Source organism: Aquabacterium sp. (assembly GCF_014378415.1).
Classification (GTDB): domain Bacteria; phylum Pseudomonadota; class Gammaproteobacteria; order Burkholderiales; family Burkholderiaceae_C; genus Aquabacterium.
Genome location: NZ_JACMNS010000172.1, coordinates 1 through 17,200, shown reverse-complemented (window position 1 = coordinate 17,200; position 17,200 = coordinate 1). Strand labels below are relative to the sequence as shown.

Here is a 17,200-nt window from a genome sequence, read left to right as displayed (position 1 = left end):
TCGACCACGGCGATCACCTGGGACGAGTCGTCGCACACCACCAGATCAGCGCAAATGGAGCCCACGCGGCGCAACCACTCGCTGTAGGAGTTGCGGGTGGGCACGCGCAGAAACCTGGCCAGGGGCACCTGCGCCAACACCATGTGATCGGGCAGGGCTTTGCGCAAAATGTGATAAGCATCACGCTCTGATCGCGTTAAGACCCTGGTGGCCGTGGGGCTCCAGGCCGCCAGGGTGTCACCCGCCTCGACGGATGAGGTGCCAGCCACACGCCGCGGCGATTGAGGGGCACCCCGGCGGCGCGATCTGAACGCCAGCCCCACACCGCACAAGCCCATCAACACCAAAATAGCCAGAACTTCTGGCCACCATGCATTCAAACCTGCCATTGAAACCGTCCGCGCCCGAAAAACCAATCGACAACATCGGCACATGGCCGGCATGACTCAAGCAGAAATTACCAGCCCATGCACCAGGGGTCAATGCGGGCTTCCGGTCAATGCGGTGACAAAGCGTTTCAAACGTAGTCGGGGTTTGCCATGGTCAGCGTCCACCCATGCCCGGCATGCCTTTCATGCCACCCATGCGCTTCATCATCTTCATCAGGCCGCCGCCTTTCATTTTCTTCATCATCAGGCGCATCTGGTCAAACTGGTTGAGCATGCGGTTGACGTCTTGAATCTGCACGCCAGCACCTGTGGCGATGCGGCGCTTGCGACTGGCCTTGCTCTTTCCATCCATCAGCAGCGCGGGCTTGCGGCGCTCCAGCTTGGTCATCGAATTGATCATGCCTTCCATGCGGCGCATGTCGCGCTCGGCCTTGTCCATGTCGGCGCCACCGGCCTTGCTGGCCAGCTCGGAGGGGAGCTTGTCCATCAGCCCAGACAGGCCGCCCATCTTCTTCATCTGGCTGAGCTGGGACAGGAAGTCGTCCAGGTCAAAATCGGCGCCAGATTTGACCTTGTCGGCCAGCTTCTGCGCCGCCGCCACGTCGACACCTTTGGTGACTTCTTCGACCAGCGCGACGATGTCGCCCATGCCCAGCACCCGGCCGGCATGGCGATCGGCGTCGAACACCTCCAGGCCGTCAATCTTTTCAGACACACCGGCGAACTTGATGGGCACGCCCGTGATCTGTCGCACCGACAGGGCCGCACCACCGCGTGAATCACCGTCCAGCTTGGTCAGCACCACGCCGGTCAAGGGCAAAGCCTCCTTGAAGGCCTTGGCGGTGTTGATGGCGTCCTGCCCTTGCATGGCATCCACCACGAACAAGGTTTCAACCGGGTTGAGCAGGGCGTGCAGCTCCTTGATTTCAGCCATCAAGACTTCGTCAATGGCCAAGCGACCAGCCGTGTCCACCAGCAGCACGTCAAAGAAGTGCTTGCGCGCGTGGTCGATGGCCGCCAACACGATGTCGCGCGGCTTCTGATCAGGCGTGGAGGGGAACCACTCGGCGCCGGCCTGGCCGGTCACCATCTTGAGCTGTTCGATGGCGGCCGGCCGGTACACGTCGGCAGAGACCGTCAGCACTTTCTTCTTGCGCTTTTCAATCAGGTGCTTGGCCAGCTTGGCGGTGGTCGTGGTTTTGCCCGCGCCTTGCAAACCCGCCATCAGGATGATCGCTGGCGGCTGTGTGGCCAGATTGAGGTCGGCCACGCCATCGCCCATCGTGGCAGACAGCTCCTTTTGCACCAGGCTGACCAGCACCTGGCCCGGCGTGAGCGAGGCCACCACCTCCTGGCCCAAGGCCTTGTCCTTGACGCGCGCAATGAAGTCGCGCACCACGGGCAAGGCCACATCGGCCTCCAGCAGGGCCATGCGCACCTCGCGCAACATGTCCTGCACATTGGTCTCGGTGATGCGAGACTGCCCGCGCATGGTTTTGACCAGGCGGCTCAGTCGTTCGGTAAGGTTGGATGCCATGGGGATGCGGTGAAAGCGGTGATGCGCGAAGCTGGGGCCAGGCAAACATGCCCGGGCGACCTTAAACTGTGTGGATGATTCTATCGCCCGCCTCTTTGACCTTTTGGCCCAGTGCCATCGCCGTGCTAGCCTATGGCCTGGCCAGCGTGCTGCCCGAAGGTGAAGGCCACACGATTGCCCCCAAGAATCGGCGCGTCTGGGCCGCCCTGGCACTGGCCTGGCTTGCGCACGCCATCTCCATCGTGCTGGACACGTTTTCCTGGAACAGCCCCCAACCTGCTGCGCGCTTTGGGTTCGCGCCCGCCCTGTCGGTCACCACCTGGCTGGTGCTGGCCGTCTACGCCGTTGAAAGCCACCGTTTGGGACTGCCTGCGGTGCGCCGCGCATTGGCCTGGCTGGCCGCCATCACGGTGGCCTTGTCTTGGGCGTTTCCTGGCCAGGAACACCCGACCAGTGGATCGCCCTGGGCACCTTTGCACTGGATTTCAGGGTTCGCCTCTTATGGGTTGATTGGCGCGGCCCTGATGCATGCCGCCCTGATGCGGGTGGCCGAAAAACAGTTGCGTGCTCGCCCCGGCTCACCTTCGGTCAAATCGATGTCACTTGGCACGCCGCAGGCCTTGGGCATGCCTTTGCTGAGACTTGAATCCCTGACCTTGCGTTTCGTGGCCGCCGGCTTCGCGATGCTGACGCTGACCTTGGTGCTGGGCATCTGGTCGTCCAACCCCTGGCACTGGGATCACAAGTCCATTTTTTCGGTGCTGTCCTGGCTGGTGTTTGCCATCCTGCTGGTGGGTCGCTACCAGTTTGGTTGGCGGGGCCGTCAGGCTGTGCGCTGGCTGTACGCAGGCTCGACCTTGCTGCTGCTGGCTTACGTGGGTTCTCGCTTCGTGATGGAAGTGGTGCTGCACCGTCCTGCGATCGCCTAAAGAGCACCTGAAGTCTCACCATGATCAAATATTTGTTGCTGGGTTTATTGGCTGCATGGCTGTTCTACGTGTTGCGGCGCCCACGCTCGAACAACCCCCAGGCACCCGGCCAGTCAGCGCCACCGCCCAAGCCTCAAGCCATGGTGGAGTGCGCGCACTGCGGCGTGCACATGCCGGCCAACGAAGCCTTGCTCGGCCAACGGCCCACTGGTGCTGACTACTTTTGCAGCGAGGATCATCGCCGCGCGGGTCCTCGCGCTCACTGATGCCTCGGCCAACCCCCCCTTCAAACCAAGTCGCTGCAGGGCCCTTGGGCGCCGAAACCCAAGGGTCCTGGTTTGGCGGCCACGGACACGAGGACGATGCCGCCACCATCGCCGCCGAGGCTCAACCCTTGCACAAGGCGCCGCCCTCGGCGGTCAGCAGGAGCAGCAAGGAGCGCAGGCCTCCCTCGTTCTTCCGCATCTACCGGGCTTTCCTGACCGCGCGGGCCGTGCTGGCGATCCTGCTGATCGGGATCATCGCGGGCGCGTGGCTGCTGGGCAACCGCCCCTCACCCTGGGTGTTGGGCCTCACCCTGTCTTACAGCATCCTGACCTTGGTGGTCTGGTCTTGGGCCACCCGACACCCTCCCAAAGACCCCGACCAGCGCACCCTCAAGCACCGGCAGGCCCTGGCCACCATCGGCGTTGATTTGAGCGCCTTTGCCTGGCTGAACTTCCTGACCAGCAGCAACCTCAACTCGGAGGCCTTGCTGGCCTTGCCCGTGTTGATGGCCGCCATCCTGATGCCCCGCATCATGTCCTTGGGCGTGGCAGCCGCCGCCACCCTGAACTTGCTGGCGGCCGCCTGGCTGCAGTCGGCCGAGGGGGGCAACCTGTCGTCGTTGATGACGCAAGCGGGGCTGACCGGGTTCGGGCTGTTCGCCGTGGCCGTGATGGGCAGTGAACTGGCCGGCCGATTGGCCCGCGAAGAACGCACTGCCAAAGGCAGCTTGGAGTTGGCCCGCCAGCAAGCCCAACTTAACCGTTTGGTGATTGAAGAAATGACTGAAGGCGTGATGGTGACCGACCGCCAGGGCCGCGTGCGCACCGCCAACCCGGCTGCGCGGCGACTGCTCGCCGCCCAAGGCAACACCTCGGCGCCCCCGTTTCAATTGCGAGGCGTGCCCGCCTGGCGCCCTTTGGTGCAGGCGGTCGAGCAGGCCTTCGCCAACCCCTTGCATGCCGATGTGGGCCAGGAACTCAGCCTGCGATTTGACGACCAATCCAGCCGCGCCTTGCGCCTGCGCGTGCGCTTCACCAAGGGCCGCGACGGCCAGGCCATCGAAGACGTCTGCGTGATGTTCATCGAAGACCTGCGCACCGTGATGGCCCGCCAGCGCCAGGACAAGCTCGCCGCCATGGGCCGCATGTCGGCCGGCATCGCGCATGAGATCCGCAACCCCTTGTCCGCCATCGCCCAGGCCAATGCTTTGCTGGGGGAAGACGCGACCACGCCCACGCAAAAGCGCCTGACACAGATGGTGGCCGACAACGTGGCACGGCTCAAGAACATCATTGACGACGTGCTGGCCGTGGCCCCCGGTTTGCGCCCCCCTGCCCCGGCGATCGACCTGCTGGAAACCGTGGCCGCCATCTGCAACGAGTGGCGCCAGACCGAAGGCCTCGCGGCCGGCCCCGACAGCCTGTGTGCCGTTGACTTGTCAACCTGCAAACCCCCGATCGGCCACCCCGCCCCCAAGGTCCGCTTCGAGCCTGATCACCTTCACCGCGTGCTGGTCAATTTGCTGGACAACGCCTTGCGGCACAACAGCGGCCAGGCTGGTGCCATTCTGGTGAACTTGCAATGGCCAAGGAGCTCGGAGGGCATCGGCCCGCTGGTGTTGTCGGTGCGCAGCGATGGCGAACTCATCAGCCACGACACTGAACAATCCCTGTTCGAACCCTTCTTTTCCACGCGCAGCCGAGGCACTGGTCTGGGCCTGTATATTTGCCGAGAATTGTGCGAGCGCCATGGCGCCAGCATCGACTACCGACAGCATCCCGGCGCCGTGCGCCACCGCAACGAGTTCTTCGTGACGATGCCCCTTGAATCGCCCATCCCCGCATGACCGCTCCGATCCTCTACAGCCTGCTGGTCGTTGACGACGAGCCCGACTTGCGCACCTTGTACGAACTCACGCTGCTGCGCGAGGGCTACGACGTGGAAACCGCGGGCAATGTGGCAGAAGCCTGGCAGCACCTTCAGGACCGCACTTACAGCGCGATCATCACCGACATGCGCCTGCCAGATGGCACCGGCATGGACCTGCTGCGCCGCATCGACGCCGAAGGCCGCCGCGAGAAAGCCATTGTCATCACCGCCTACGGCTCGGCCGAGAATGCCGTCGAGGCGCTCAAGGCAGGGGCCTACGACTACCTGACCAAGCCTGTCGATCTGCGCCAGTTCCGCGCCGTGGTGTCATCTGCCTTGGGGCGCACGCCATCATCAAGCCAGCCTGCCGCCGCCTCGCTTCAAGAGCCCACCCCGAACACGCTGCTGGCCGCGCCACCACTGGCACTGCACCGTGGCGCCCGCAAGCCAGAAGCCACCGCTCTGTCAAGGATGGTCGGCAGCTCTGATGCACTGCAGCATGTGCGAAGCCTGATCGACAAAGTCGCGCGCAGCATGGCGCCAGTGTTGGTTTGGGGCGAATCGGGCACGGGCAAGGAACTGGTGGCCCGCGCCATCCACGACGTCAGCAGCCGGCACCATCAGCCCTTCATCGCCGTCAATTGCGGCGCCATCCCCGAACAACTGCTCGAAGCCGAGTTCTTCGGTTACCGCAAAGGTGCCTTCACTGGTGCCAACGAAGACCGCGAAGGCTTTTTTCAGGCCGCACATGGCGGGTCATTGTTCCTGGATGAGATCGGCGACCTGCCTTTGTCGATGCAGACCAAGTTGCTGCGCGTGATCCAGGAGCGCGCCGTGCGCCCCGTCGGGGCCGTGGCCGAGGTGCCCGTGGATGTGCGCATCATCAGCGCCACGCACAAAGACCTGGCCGCCGAAGTGGCCGCCAAGCGCTTTCGCCAAGACTTGTTCTACCGGCTCAACGTCATTCAGATCCCGCTGCCAGCCTTGCGCGAGAGGTTGGAAGACCTGCCCAGCCTGTGCCTGCGCATTCTTGAGCGCATCGCCTCGGAATCAGGCCTGAGCGCGGTGCCGCAGTTGGGACGTACAGGCTTGGTGGCCTTGCTCAACCACCCATTTCCCGGCAACGTCCGCGAGCTTGAAAACATCCTTCACCGCGCAGTCACCTTGAGCGGACACCAACTGATCGAAGCCGATGACCTGGGCTTTCCCAACGCGTCACCGCACACCAACGAAGACATCTTCACGCCCGGCGCCTTCGCGCAAGTGGCCATCATCAGCGGCCATCCGGCCACACCGCACAAGGCCCTGGCCGCGCCAGCTCCTCAGGCACCGCCCCTGCCCTCGGACCTCGTCACGCACCTGGACCAGGTCGAGCGCGACATCCTGGTCCTGGCCCTTGAAAAATACCGCTTGAACCGCACCGCGGCGGGCGCCAGCCTGAGCCTGAGCCTGCGCCAGATGCGCTACCGCATGGCCCGCCTGGGTGTGAAGGTCACCGACCAGGGCATCGTGCTCGGCGAACGCTTCGACCCCGAAGCCGACGCTGAGTGAGCTCAACGATGGCGCCCGATCTCTGGCCGCAAGGCTGGTGTCCACCAGCCCGCCGCGTCGATTCACCCAATTTCGGCCCGCGCCCCCTCGGCACCGCCATCAACCTGGCCATCATCCATTCGATCAGCCTGCCCCCAGGCACCTATGGCGGCGACGAGATCGAACGCCTGTTTACCAACCAGTTGGACTGGGATGCCCACCCCTACTTCGAGCAGATCCGAGGCGCCGAAGTCTCGGCCCATTTCGTGATCCGACGCGATGGTGAGCTGCTGCAGTTCGTGTCGGCCAATGACCGCGCCTGGCACGCCGGCCAATCGTCGTGGCAAGGCCGCGACAACTGCAACGACTACTCGATCGGCATCGAACTCGAAGGCCTGGAAGACCACCCCTTTGAAAGGGCTCAATACCAAGCCTTGGCCGATCTGTTGCAGCAAGCCGCCAAGGCCTACCCGATCGAGCAGATCGTCGGCCACGAACACGTGGCCCCTGGGCGCAAACGCGACCCTGGCCAAGCCTTTGACTGGGCCGCCTTGCAAGCCTTGCTGGGCTGGGATCAACGCTGCTTTCCTGCCGGTATCACATCCCTTTGAACATGCCCAGACAGGGCAGTCCCGATCGGCAATTTCCCTGATTTAACCCCCTGATTGCGGGGGCAGTCAAAAATAGCGTTATAGTTGTACCCAGACGCTACCTGTAGTGCTCAAGGCACCAAAAAACACCAGATATAGCGTTTACAGTCTCCAGCGCGACGATCAGATCAAGCGAAAAACTAAGGCCTCCCCGCCGTTTCCGGGAGGCCTTAACTCCGAAGGGAATCACATGCAAACGACCCCGTCCAGCACCGGCCAATCCTCGGCCAACGTTTTCCCCACCAGCCCCAGCGACGCCACCAACGCGCCTCGCCAGTCGGCCTACGCCGGCTACCAGATCATCCGCCGCAATGGCGCGGTCGTTTCTTTTGAGCCCAACAAGATCGCCGTGGCTTTGATGAAGGCCTTTCTGGCTGTTCACGGCACCCAAGGCGCGGCCTCGGCCAGCGTGCGCGAAACCGTTGACGGCCTGACCGAAAATGTCGTGCGCGCCCTGATGCGCTCGCGTCCCGGCGGCGGCACTTTCCACATCGAAGACGTGCAAGACCAGGTCGAATTGGGCCTGATGCGAGGCGGCCACCACGAGATCGCCCGAGCCTACGTGCTGTACCGCGAACGTCGCTCACAAGAACGCGCCCAGCAAAAAGCCGCAGCACCCGCAGTAGCCCAACCCACCTTGACGGTCATGGACCGTGGACAGCGCATTCCCCTGGACCTGGCCCGACTCGAAGGCTTGATCGAAGCCGCCTGCGAAAACCTGGGCGACGACGTCAAGGCCGCCCCCATCCTGGCCGAAACACACCGCAATCTGTACGATGGCGTCGCGCTGGACGAGGTCTACAAGGCCGCCATCCTGGCCGCCCGTACCCGCATCGAACACGACCCCGGCTACACGCACGCCACCGCCCGCTTGCTGATGCACACCATCCGCCGCGAAATCCTGGGCGACGAAGTCACCCAGGGCGAAATGGCCGAGCGCTACGCCGACTACTTCCCCACCTATATCAAGAAGGGTGTGCAAGTTGAACTGCTCGACGAGAAGATGCAGCAGTTCGACCTGGCCCGCCTGGGCGCCGCCCTCAAGGCCGAACGCGATCTGAACTTCGATTACCTCGGCCTGCAGACCCTGTACGACCGTTACTTCCTGCACACCGAAGGCCAGCGCATCGAAATGCCGCAAGCCTTCTTCATGCGCGTGGCCATGGGCCTGTCGCTGAACGAGATCGACCGCGAAGCCCGCGCCATCGAGTTCTATGAAGTGCTCTCCAGCTTCGACTTCATGTCGTCGACCCCCACGCTGTTCAACGCCGGCACACGTCGCTCGCAGTTGTCCAGTTGCTACCTGACCACGGTGCCCGACGACCTGGACGGCATCTATGAAGCCATCAAGGAAAACGCCCTGCTGTCCAAGTTCGCTGGCGGCCTGGGCAACGACTGGACACCCGTGCGCGCCTTGGGTTCGCACATCAAGGGCACCAACGGCAAATCGCAAGGCGTCGTCCCCTTCCTGAAAGTGGTCAACGATACCGCCGTCGCGGTCAATCAAGGCGGCAAGCGCAAGGGCGCCGTCTGCGCCTACCTTGAGTCCTGGCACCTTGACGTCGAAGAATTCCTGGAGCTGCGCAAGAACACCGGCGACGACCGCCGCCGCACCCACGACATGAACACGGCCAACTGGATCCCCGACCTCTTCATGCGCCGCGTGATGGAAGGTGGCCAGTGGACTTTGTTCTCGCCAGCCACCTGCCCCGACTTGCACGACAAGTTCGGCAAGGACTTCGAAGAGGCCTACAGCCGCTACGAAGAAAAGGTCGCTCGCGGCGAAATCAAGCTCTTCAAGCAACTGCCCGCCAACGACCTGTGGCGCAAGATGCTCTCGATGCTGTTCGAAACCGGCCACCCCTGGATCACCTTCAAGGGCGCCTGCAATGTGCGCTCGCCACAGCAACACGTTGGCGTGGTTCACTCGTCCAACCTGTGCACCGAAATCACGCTGAACACCAACAGTGGCGAAATCGCGGTCTGCAACCTGGGCTCGGTCAACCTGTCGCAACACATCACCGATGGCGACCTCGACCACGACAAGCTCAAGAAGACCATCACGACCGCCATGCGCATGCTGGACAACGTGATCGACATCAATTACTACGCTGTCAAAAAGGCCCGCGATTCGAACCTGCGCCACCGCCCCGTCGGTCTGGGCATCATGGCCTTCCAGGACACCCTGTACCAGATGCGCATCCCGTACGCCAGCCAGGCCGCCGTCGACTTCGCCGACCGCTCGATGGAAGCCGTCTGCTACTACGCCTACTGGGCCTCGACCGTGCTGGCCGAAGAACGTGGCCGCTACTCCAGCTTCAAGGGTTCGCTGTGGGACCGCGGCATCCTGCCGATCGACTCGATCAAGCTGCTGGCCGAAGCGCGTGGCGGCTACCTTGAAGTCGACACCTCGCAGACCATGGCCTGGGATGCCCTGCGTCACCGCATCGACACGCACGGCATGCGCAACTCCAACTGCGTCGCCATCGCCCCCACTGCCACCATCTCCAACATCGTTGGCGTCGATGCGTCGATCGAACCTTGCTTCGGCAACCTGTCGGTCAAGTCCAACCTGTCGGGCGAGTTCACCGTGGTCAACCAGTACCTGGTCCGCGATCTGAAAAAGCTCGGCCTCTGGGACGACGTCATGGTCATGGACCTCAAGCACTTCGACGGCTCGCTGCGCCGCATCGACCGCGTGCCTGAAGAACTTAAGAGCCTGTACGCCACGGCCTTCGAAGTCGAACCCTCTTGGTTGGTCGAAGCCGCATCGCGTCGCCAGAAATGGATCGACCAGGCACAGTCGCTCAACATCTACATGGCCGGTGCTTCGGGCAAGAAGCTGGACGAGACCTACAAGCTCGCATGGCTGCGCGGCCTCAAGACCACGTACTACCTGCGCACCGTTGGCGCCACGCATGCCGAGAAGTCCACCGTGTCACGCGGGCAACTCAACTCGGTGTCCAACATGAGCGCCACATCATCAGGCAGCCATGCTGCACCGCAAACAGCAGAGCCTCAAATGAGCGAGCCTGCCACCGACATCAAGTTCTGCGCGATCGACGATCCCGATTGCGAAGCCTGTCAGTGATGCATTGAACAAGGCCTCGAAAGAGGCCTTGTTCATCTCTCGACTTAACTTTGTTGATTCAATGAGTGCACTTCGACGCAAGACCGCAACAAACAGGGCCTTGCAATGTCAAGAAGTGCTTGGTGTTTTTCACAACACCCTTTCATAATTCGAACCCATAGGATGTATACACCATGTTGGTCTGGGAAGACGACGCACCATCAAGCTCTTCAGTATCTGGCGCTTCAGCTCCTTCATCGCAACGCGATGCACGGGAAGTGAATTCGTCGGCCCTTAAAACTGTGACAGCTGCATCCTTCAACCACCCTGTTCCGACCACTGCATCGATCGCAGTCGCGCACATTGGCGAGCCCGTTCGGCGCCGCGTCAATGCCGCCGACAAGCGCATCATCAATGGTCAGACCGACGTCAACCAGTTGGTGCCGTTCAAGTACAAGTGGGCTTGGGAAAAGTACCTCGCCACTTGCGCCAACCACTGGATGCCGCAAGAAGTGAACATGTCGCGCGACATCGCCTTGTGGAAGGACCCCAATGGTCTGACCGACGACGAGCGCCGCATCGTCAAACGCAACCTCGGCTTCTTCGTCACCGCCGATTCGCTGGCCGCCAACAACATCGTGCTGGGCACCTACCGCCACATCACGGCGCCCGAGTGCCGCCAGTTCCTGTTGCGCCAGGCCTTTGAAGAAGCCATCCATACCCACGCCTACCAATACATCGTTGAGTCGCTGGGCCTGGATGAAAGCGAAATCTTCAACGCTTACAACGAAGTCCAATCCATCCGCGACAAGGACGAGTTCCTGATCCCCTTCATCGCGGCCATCAGCGACCCTCACTTCCACACCGGCACGCACGAAACCGACCAGACCTTGCTCAAGTCGTTGATCGTGTTCGCCTGCCTGATGGAAGGCCTGTTCTTCTACGTCGGCTTCACGCAGATCCTGGCCCTGGGCCGCCAAAACAAGATGACCGGTGCCGCCGAGCAATACCAGTACATCCTGCGCGACGAGTCCATGCACTGCAACTTCGGCATTGACCTGATCAATCAGCTCAAGCTGGAGAACCCGCACCTGTGGACCGCCGACTTCAAGGCCGAGATCAAAGCACTGTTCCTTAAAGCGGTCGAACTTGAATACCGATATGCGGAAGACACCATGCCACGTGGCGTGCTGGGCATGAACGCATCGATGTTCAAGGGCTATCTGCGCTACATCGCCAACCGCCGCGCCGCACAGATTGGGCTGGAAGAACTCTTCGCCAACGAAGAGAACCCCTTCCCGTGGATGAGCGAGATGATCGACCTGAAGAAAGAACGCAACTTTTTCGAAACCCGAGTCATTGAATATCAGTCGGGCGGCGCCCTGAGCTGGGATTGATCCCTTGCACAGAGCACCGCACCGGCGTACCCCATTCATCACACCGCGCTCAGATCCTAGGGGGCGTTGGGTGATGAATCGCTGTACCGCATTCAGCGGTGCAGTGCTCTTTGCAACTTGATCAAGGAGATCCGTATGGCAACTGCGAAAAAAGCGGCAGCAAAGAAAGCTGCTCCGGCCAAAAAGGCCGCTGTGAAGAAGGCCGCTCCGGCCGCCAAGAAAGTCGCTGCGAAGAAGGCAGCTCCGGCCAAAAAGGTCGCCGTGAAGAAGGCAGCTCCCGCTAAGAAAGCGGCAGCGAAGAAGGCAGCACCGGCCAAGAAGGCCGCTGTCAAGAAGGCAGCTCCCGCCAAAAAAGCGGCAGCTAAAAAGGCGCCCGCCAAAAAGGCAGCGCCGGCCAAGAAGGCAGCGCCGGCCAAGAAAGCCGCAGTGAAAAAGGCAGCTCCCGCTAAAAAGGCAGCCCCCGCTGCCAAGAAGCCAGCCGCCAAAAAAGCTGCTGCCAAAAAGCCTGCCCCTGCCAAGCCTGGCCCTGCGGCAAAAAAGCCCGCTTCGGCCAAGCCTGCCGCCAAGACCACGCTGAGCCCTCAAGCCGCGTGGCCCTTCCCGACTGGCAACAAGCCCTGAGTTCAGCCGCAAGGTTGAATCGGCGGATGGCAACAGCCTTTCGCCTTTCAAGCCCGGCTCCGGCCGGGCTTTTCTTTGCCTGATGAACATTGCCCACCCTGTCCCGGCCGCCTGGCCCTGCCTGAGGCTGGAAGGCAAAGCCCCACGCCAGCGCCTCATCATCGACCTGAGCGTCTCACCCAACGCCAAACGCACCGAGGTGGTGGGCTGGCACGACGGCGCCTTGCGCGTGCGCCTGGCTGCCCCACCAGTCGATGGCGCGGCCAATGACGCCTTAAAGCGCTGGTTGGCCACCGAGCTCAAATTGCCCCAATCCAGCATAGAACTGGTGAGGGGCGCCACGGCCCGACGCAAACAATGGGCACTGGACAGCACCATGGCGCATGTCTGCGGCTGGCTCGATGGCCTGGTTCAATCCGGCCAACTGGATCCCTGGCCGCCTTGAAAAACGCAGAACATCGGATTGCGGGCCAGGAAAGGCCTGCATTGCCTTAAGCTACACGGTTTGACGAAAGTAACTCGCAAAGCGAGCATTCCATGGCCCAGTACGTTTTCACCATGAACCGCGTCGGGAAGATCGTTCCCCCGAAACGGCAAATCCTCAAAGACATCACCCTGAGTTTTTTCCCGGGCGCCAAGATCGGCGTGCTGGGGGTGAACGGTTCGGGCAAGTCCACCTTCCTCAAGATCATGGCGGGCGTGGACAAGGACATCGAGGGCGAAGCCGTCCCGATGCCGGGCATCAAAATCGGCTACCTGCCGCAAGAGCCGGTGATGAACCCCGAGCAAACCGTGCGCGAAGCGGTTGAGGAAGGCATTGGCGGCGTTCTGGCCGCCAAGAAACGCCTGGACGAGGTCTACGCCGCTTACGCCGAAGAAGACGCCGACTTCGACGCACTGGCCGCGGAACAAGGCGAGCTGGAAGCCATCATCGCCGCGGGCGGGTCCGAAAACACCGATTTGCAACTGGAGCTGGCCGCCGACGCCTTGCGACTGCCCGCCTGGGACGCCAACATCGGCCAGCTGTCTGGTGGCGAAAAGCGCCGCGTGGCCTTGTGCCGCCTGCTGCTGTCCAAGCCCGACATGCTGCTGCTCGACGAGCCCACCAATCACTTGGACGCCGAATCGGTCGACTGGCTGGAGCAGTTCCTCAGCCGCTTCTCGGGCACCGTGGTGGCCATCACCCACGATCGCTACTTCCTGGACAACGCCGCCGAGTGGATCCTTGAACTGGACCGCGGATCGGGCTTCCCGTACAAAGGCAATTACTCCGACTGGCTGGAGCTGAAGGGCAAACGCCTGGATCAGGAGCAGAAGACGGAAGACGCCCGCTCCAAGGCCCTGAAACAAGAACTGGAATGGGTCCGCAAGAACACCAAGGGCCGCCAGGCCAAGAGCAAGGCGCGTCTGGCCCGCTTTGAAGAGCTGAGCGACGTCGACTACCAAAAGCGCAACGAGACGAACGAAATCTTCATCCCCGTGGCCGAGCGCCTGGGCAATGAAGTCATCGAGTTCACCGATGTCACCAAGAGCTTTGGCGACCGCGTGCTGATCGACAACCTGAGCTTCAAGGTCCCTGCTGGTGCCATCGTCGGCATCATCGGCCCCAACGGCGCGGGCAAGTCCACGCTGTTCCGCATGATCCAGGGTGTCGAGCAACCCGACAGCGGCACGGTCAGCATCGGCAAGACCGCGCAACTGGCGTTCGTTGACCAGAGCCGTGACGGCCTGGCCGCCGACAACACCGTGTGGCAGGACGTCTCGGGCGGCCTGGACAACATCGTGGTCGGCAAGTTCGTGATGCCTTCGCGCGCCTACCTGGGCCGTTTCAACTTCAAGGGCAATGACCAGCAAAAGCTGGTGGGCAACCTGTCGGGCGGTGAACGCGGCCGCCTGCACTTGGCCAAGACACTGGCACAAGGCGGCAACGTCCTGATGCTGGATGAACCCTCCAACGACCTGGACGTCGAGACCCTGCGCGCGCTCGAAGATGCGCTGCTGGAGTTCGCGGGCAGCGCCATGATCATTTCCCACGATCGCTGGTTCCTCGACCGCATCTGCACGCACATCCTGGCGTGCGAAGGCGATTCGCAGTGGTTCTTCTTTGACGGCAACTACCAGGAGTACGAAGCCGACAAGAAAAAACGCCTGGGCGAAGAAGGCGCGCGCCCCAAGCGCGTGCGCTTCAAGCCCATTCGCTGATCATTGCGTTGACCAGTCCCAAGCCCGCTTTCACGCGGGCTTGTTTTTTTGGGTGATTCGCGCGCGAGGCGGGGGTCATCCCTAGGGTTTACGTCGCCGCCGCATGAAGCCGGGGGGCTAGAATTTCGTGGCGTAGTTGGCGACTTGTCGCGCCCCTGAAAACACCCTCCTGGAGACCCCTCAATGATTCCTCGGATGACCCGAATCCTCACCGCCTCCGTGGTGGCTCTTTCCACCTTGACCATGAGCGGATGTGCCTTGCTGGAGTCGGGCACCAGTGGAGTCACGCTGAACATCCTGGAAGAAGGCTTCACACCGCCGACACTCAAGCTGGGTGACGTGGACATGGGCTGCACCTTCGCGCTGGCCAACGGCCCCCTGGTGGGCGCCGCCCGCAACTTCTACGGCGACCCGTCGCTGATGGAAACCGTGATGCTGCAATCGGCCGCCGTGTGCTCCGATGCCCGGGCCATCGAAGAGGAACTTCGCTACATCCGCGCCTCGCGTGAAAAGCGCTCGGACGAAGCCCAGGATGCCCGCATTGCCCAAAAGCGCCTGATGGCCTTGTCGGCACACCGCCAGGTCACCTCGTTCGAACGCATGCGGGTCAAGCTCGAACAAAAGTACTTCTTCAAGTACGGCACCAACTGCCCCAAGTTCAAGCGCGACTTTGACGAAATGGTGTACCTGCTGGGCTCGGTCTCCGGCGTGCAAGCCGTTCAAAGCGACATGGGTGCGCAACAAGCCGTTGGTGTCTCGCTCGACATCCCACCTCAGGTTGAATTCGCCATGACCTGCCTGGACAACAAGAAGTGGTGGGGCGCCCCCCAAGCCTTGCGCGCAGCGCTGTGGAGCATCATCCCCGGCGGCTCTGAAGGCAAAGACGTCAAAGGCACCTTTGAAACCAACATGGCCATTGGCGAAAAAGCCGGCGTGCGTCTGCCTCACGTGATGGCCGCCATTGCCGCGCAATCGGCTGACGACACCGTTGCCGTGCGTGCCGCCATCAAGCGTTTTGCCACCATCGAGAACTTCAAGGTCAACACCGACTACCGCTTGGTGGACGCCATCGCCGAAGCTCAGATGATCATCATCTCCGACCGCATGTGGACCCAAAACACGGGCTCACGCACCCCCATCAACAGCCTGGGCAAGTTCTGGGATGACAAAGCGGGCCCGGCCATTGATGCTGACAGTTTCCTCAAGTAAATACGTTTAACGCATTGAATTTACTAGGGAAAATCCTTCCCCCGTGGGTGGGGGGCGGGGTTTACCTGAAGGAACATTTGGGCGGCTATAGTTACAAAATCAACAATCACGCCCACGGCTGTGGTCAGATTTTTACGCACTGAAAAACAAAGTGCGGTTAGCGCTGATTTCACGTCGGCGCATTTTTTTTCTGGTACCTAGGAGACTTCATGAAGATGGTCAAGACCATGAGCAAAATCAGCGCCGCTGCCGTTTTGGCGTTGAGCGCAATGTCAACAGCGCAGGCTGCCCAGCGCATCTGCGTGTATGACCTGTTGGGTGCCTCGGGTGACCTCTTCAGCATGGCCAAGGACTACGTGATCGCAGCTCAAAGACACGGTGTGTCGATTGAGCTCAAGGGCTACACCGACGAACGTGTCGCGACCGAAGATTTCCGCACGGGCCAATGCGATGGCCTGATTGCAACGGCATTCCGCACTCGTCAGTTCAACCCAGTTGCCGGAGCCATTGACTCGCTGGGGGCCACCACCATCGTCAAGGATGGCAAGATCGACATGACGGCCAGCTACGAAGTCGTGCGCCGCATCGTGCAAACCTTCTCCGATCCCAAGGCTGGCAAGCTGATGGTCGATGGCATTTATGAAGTTGGTGGTGTGATCCCCCTCGGCGCTGCCTACCCCGTCGTCAATGACCGCAAACTGAACACGGTGGAAGCACTGGCCGGCAAGCGCATCGCGTCGTTCGACTATGACAAGGCCCAGGCCGTGATGATCCAGAAGATCGGCGCGCAACCTGTGTCGGCCGACATCATGAATTTCTCGTCGAAGTTCAACAACGGCTCGGTGGACTTCATCGCCGCGCCCACGCTGGCCTACAAGCCACTGGAACTGCACAAGGGCATCGGCAAGAACGGCGCCATGGTGCGCTTCCCCATCCTGATCCTGACCTACCAGGTCATCCTGAACAAGACCAAGTTCCCGGAGGGGTTTGGCGACCAGTCACGCGACTACTGGCTGACCCAGTTCGACCGTGCCTTGCAACTGGTCAAGCAATCCGACGCCAGCATCCCGCCATCCACCTGGATGGAGTTGAGCTCCGAGAATGCCTACAAGTACACCCTGATGCTGCGCGAGTCACGCATCGACATCGCTCAGAAGGGCATGTATGACAAGCGGGGCTTGAAAATCATCAAACGCATTCGTTGCAGCGTGAACCCTGCAGATCCTGAATGCGCGACCAAATCAGAAGAAGACTGGAAGTAAAGGGACAGGCCACATGAAGGCCTGACTTCAAAACAAAACCGGGGGCCCAAAGCCCCCTTTTTCCTAATGGTGGACGCATTTTGCTGCGATGCACCAACTGAGCGATCATGATCACTTCTAACTCTCGAAAAATCTTGGGCCGTTCCCCGCTGGAATGGTTCTCCAGCCTGCCGGTGTTTGCACTGCTGCTGCTGACCTTGATCATTGGCACCGGTGAAATGGTCCACGGTCAGTTGCTGCGGCTGGGTGAGTCCATGTTCGGGGATCC

At 61.6% G+C, this 17,200-nt stretch carries 14 protein-coding genes; 12 read left to right on the top strand and 2 right to left on the bottom strand.

What is annotated here, in order from left to right:
* Together H7225_RS15390 and ffh are read right to left on the bottom strand one after the other, a co-directional pair.
* Positions 1–269 (bottom strand): DUF2726 domain-containing protein (locus H7225_RS15390; RefSeq protein ID WP_290663383.1); only part of this gene is annotated, 269 nt, incomplete at its 3' end.
* Positions 270–543: 274 nt separating this feature from the next.
* Positions 544–1,926 (bottom strand): signal recognition particle protein, encoded by a 1,383-nt coding sequence (ffh, locus tag H7225_RS15385; protein ID WP_290663381.1) that lies wholly within the window; start codon positions 1,924–1,926, stop codon positions 544–546.
* Between the two features lie 95 nt (positions 1,927–2,021).
* On the opposite strand from ffh, the gene ccsA reads away from it, so the two are divergent.
* From ccsA to H7225_RS15325, 12 genes are all read left to right on the top strand, one after another.
* Complete coding sequence (gene ccsA, locus H7225_RS15380; protein WP_290663379.1) at positions 2,022–2,855, top strand: cytochrome c biogenesis protein CcsA; 834 nt, start codon at positions 2,022–2,024, stop codon at positions 2,853–2,855.
* A gap of 20 nt (positions 2,856–2,875) precedes the next feature.
* The gene (locus tag H7225_RS15375) at positions 2,876–3,121 is read left to right on the top strand and encodes a PP0621 family protein (protein ID WP_290663377.1); all 246 of its coding nucleotides are present in this window, start codon (positions 2,876–2,878) and stop codon (positions 3,119–3,121) included.
* Between the two features lie 44 nt (positions 3,122–3,165).
* A complete protein-coding gene (locus H7225_RS15370; protein ID WP_290663375.1) occupies positions 3,166–4,968 on the top strand; it encodes an ATP-binding protein in 1,803 nt (600 codons plus the stop codon).
* On the top strand, positions 4,965–6,542 hold the full coding sequence (locus H7225_RS15365) for a sigma-54 dependent transcriptional regulator (protein WP_290663373.1): 1,578 nt from the start codon (positions 4,965–4,967) through the stop codon (positions 6,540–6,542). Before H7225_RS15370 ends, H7225_RS15365 begins: the two co-directional genes overlap by 4 nt.
* A gap of 8 nt (positions 6,543–6,550) precedes the next feature.
* The gene (ampD, locus tag H7225_RS15360) at positions 6,551–7,132 is read left to right on the top strand and encodes a 1,6-anhydro-N-acetylmuramyl-L-alanine amidase AmpD (protein WP_290663371.1); all 582 of its coding nucleotides are present in this window, start codon (positions 6,551–6,553) and stop codon (positions 7,130–7,132) included.
* A gap of 229 nt (positions 7,133–7,361) precedes the next feature.
* Positions 7,362–10,262 carry a ribonucleoside-diphosphate reductase subunit alpha gene (locus tag H7225_RS15355; RefSeq protein WP_290663369.1) on the top strand — a complete coding sequence of 967 codons (2,901 nt, stop codon included), beginning with the start codon at positions 7,362–7,364 and terminating at the stop codon, positions 10,260–10,262.
* 173 nt (positions 10,263–10,435) lie between these two features.
* Positions 10,436–11,638 carry a ribonucleotide-diphosphate reductase subunit beta gene (locus H7225_RS15350; RefSeq protein WP_290663367.1) on the top strand — a complete coding sequence of 401 codons (1,203 nt, stop codon included), beginning with the start codon at positions 10,436–10,438 and terminating at the stop codon, positions 11,636–11,638.
* A 135-nt stretch (positions 11,639–11,773) separates the two neighbouring features.
* Entirely contained in the window at positions 11,774–12,259 is a 486-nt protein-coding gene (locus H7225_RS15345) for a histone (protein ID WP_290663385.1), read from the top strand.
* An 82-nt stretch (positions 12,260–12,341) separates the two neighbouring features.
* The gene (locus H7225_RS15340; RefSeq protein ID WP_290663365.1) at positions 12,342–12,704 is read left to right on the top strand and encodes a DUF167 domain-containing protein; all 363 of its coding nucleotides are present in this window, start codon (positions 12,342–12,344) and stop codon (positions 12,702–12,704) included.
* A gap of 92 nt (positions 12,705–12,796) precedes the next feature.
* The gene (gene ettA, locus H7225_RS15335; protein ID WP_290663363.1) at positions 12,797–14,461 is read left to right on the top strand and encodes an energy-dependent translational throttle protein EttA; all 1,665 of its coding nucleotides are present in this window, start codon (positions 12,797–12,799) and stop codon (positions 14,459–14,461) included.
* A 195-nt stretch (positions 14,462–14,656) separates the two neighbouring features.
* Positions 14,657–15,670 (top strand): hypothetical protein, encoded by a 1,014-nt coding sequence (locus H7225_RS15330; RefSeq protein ID WP_290663361.1) that lies wholly within the window; start codon positions 14,657–14,659, stop codon positions 15,668–15,670.
* A 209-nt stretch (positions 15,671–15,879) separates the two neighbouring features.
* Entirely contained in the window at positions 15,880–16,932 is a 1,053-nt protein-coding gene (locus H7225_RS15325; protein ID WP_290663359.1) for a putative solute-binding protein, read from the top strand.
* The last annotated feature ends 268 nt before the right edge of the window (positions 16,933–17,200 follow it).

What these genes read in the sequence shown, in the direction of transcription:
- ffh (WP_290663381.1), bottom strand. Translation starts at nt 1,926, where the DNA reads ATGGCATCCAACCTTACCGAACGACTGAGCCGCCTGGTCAAAACCATG.
- H7225_RS15365 (WP_290663373.1), top strand. Translation starts at nt 4,965, where the DNA reads ATGACCGCTCCGATCCTCTACAGCCTGCTGGTCGTTGACGACGAGCCC.
- H7225_RS15330 (WP_290663361.1), top strand. Translation starts at nt 14,657, where the DNA reads ATGACCCGAATCCTCACCGCCTCCGTGGTGGCTCTTTCCACCTTGACC.
- H7225_RS15340 (WP_290663365.1), top strand. Translation starts at nt 12,342, where the DNA reads ATGAACATTGCCCACCCTGTCCCGGCCGCCTGGCCCTGCCTGAGGCTG.
- H7225_RS15345 (WP_290663385.1), top strand. Translation starts at nt 11,774, where the DNA reads ATGGCAACTGCGAAAAAAGCGGCAGCAAAGAAAGCTGCTCCGGCCAAA.
- H7225_RS15350 (WP_290663367.1), top strand. Translation starts at nt 10,436, where the DNA reads ATGTTGGTCTGGGAAGACGACGCACCATCAAGCTCTTCAGTATCTGGC.
- H7225_RS15375 (WP_290663377.1), top strand. Translation starts at nt 2,876, where the DNA reads ATGATCAAATATTTGTTGCTGGGTTTATTGGCTGCATGGCTGTTCTAC.
- ettA (WP_290663363.1), top strand. Translation starts at nt 12,797, where the DNA reads ATGGCCCAGTACGTTTTCACCATGAACCGCGTCGGGAAGATCGTTCCC.
- H7225_RS15325 (WP_290663359.1), top strand. Translation starts at nt 15,880, where the DNA reads ATGAAGATGGTCAAGACCATGAGCAAAATCAGCGCCGCTGCCGTTTTG.
- H7225_RS15355 (WP_290663369.1), top strand. Translation starts at nt 7,362, where the DNA reads ATGCAAACGACCCCGTCCAGCACCGGCCAATCCTCGGCCAACGTTTTC.
- ampD (WP_290663371.1), top strand. Translation starts at nt 6,551, where the DNA reads ATGGCGCCCGATCTCTGGCCGCAAGGCTGGTGTCCACCAGCCCGCCGC.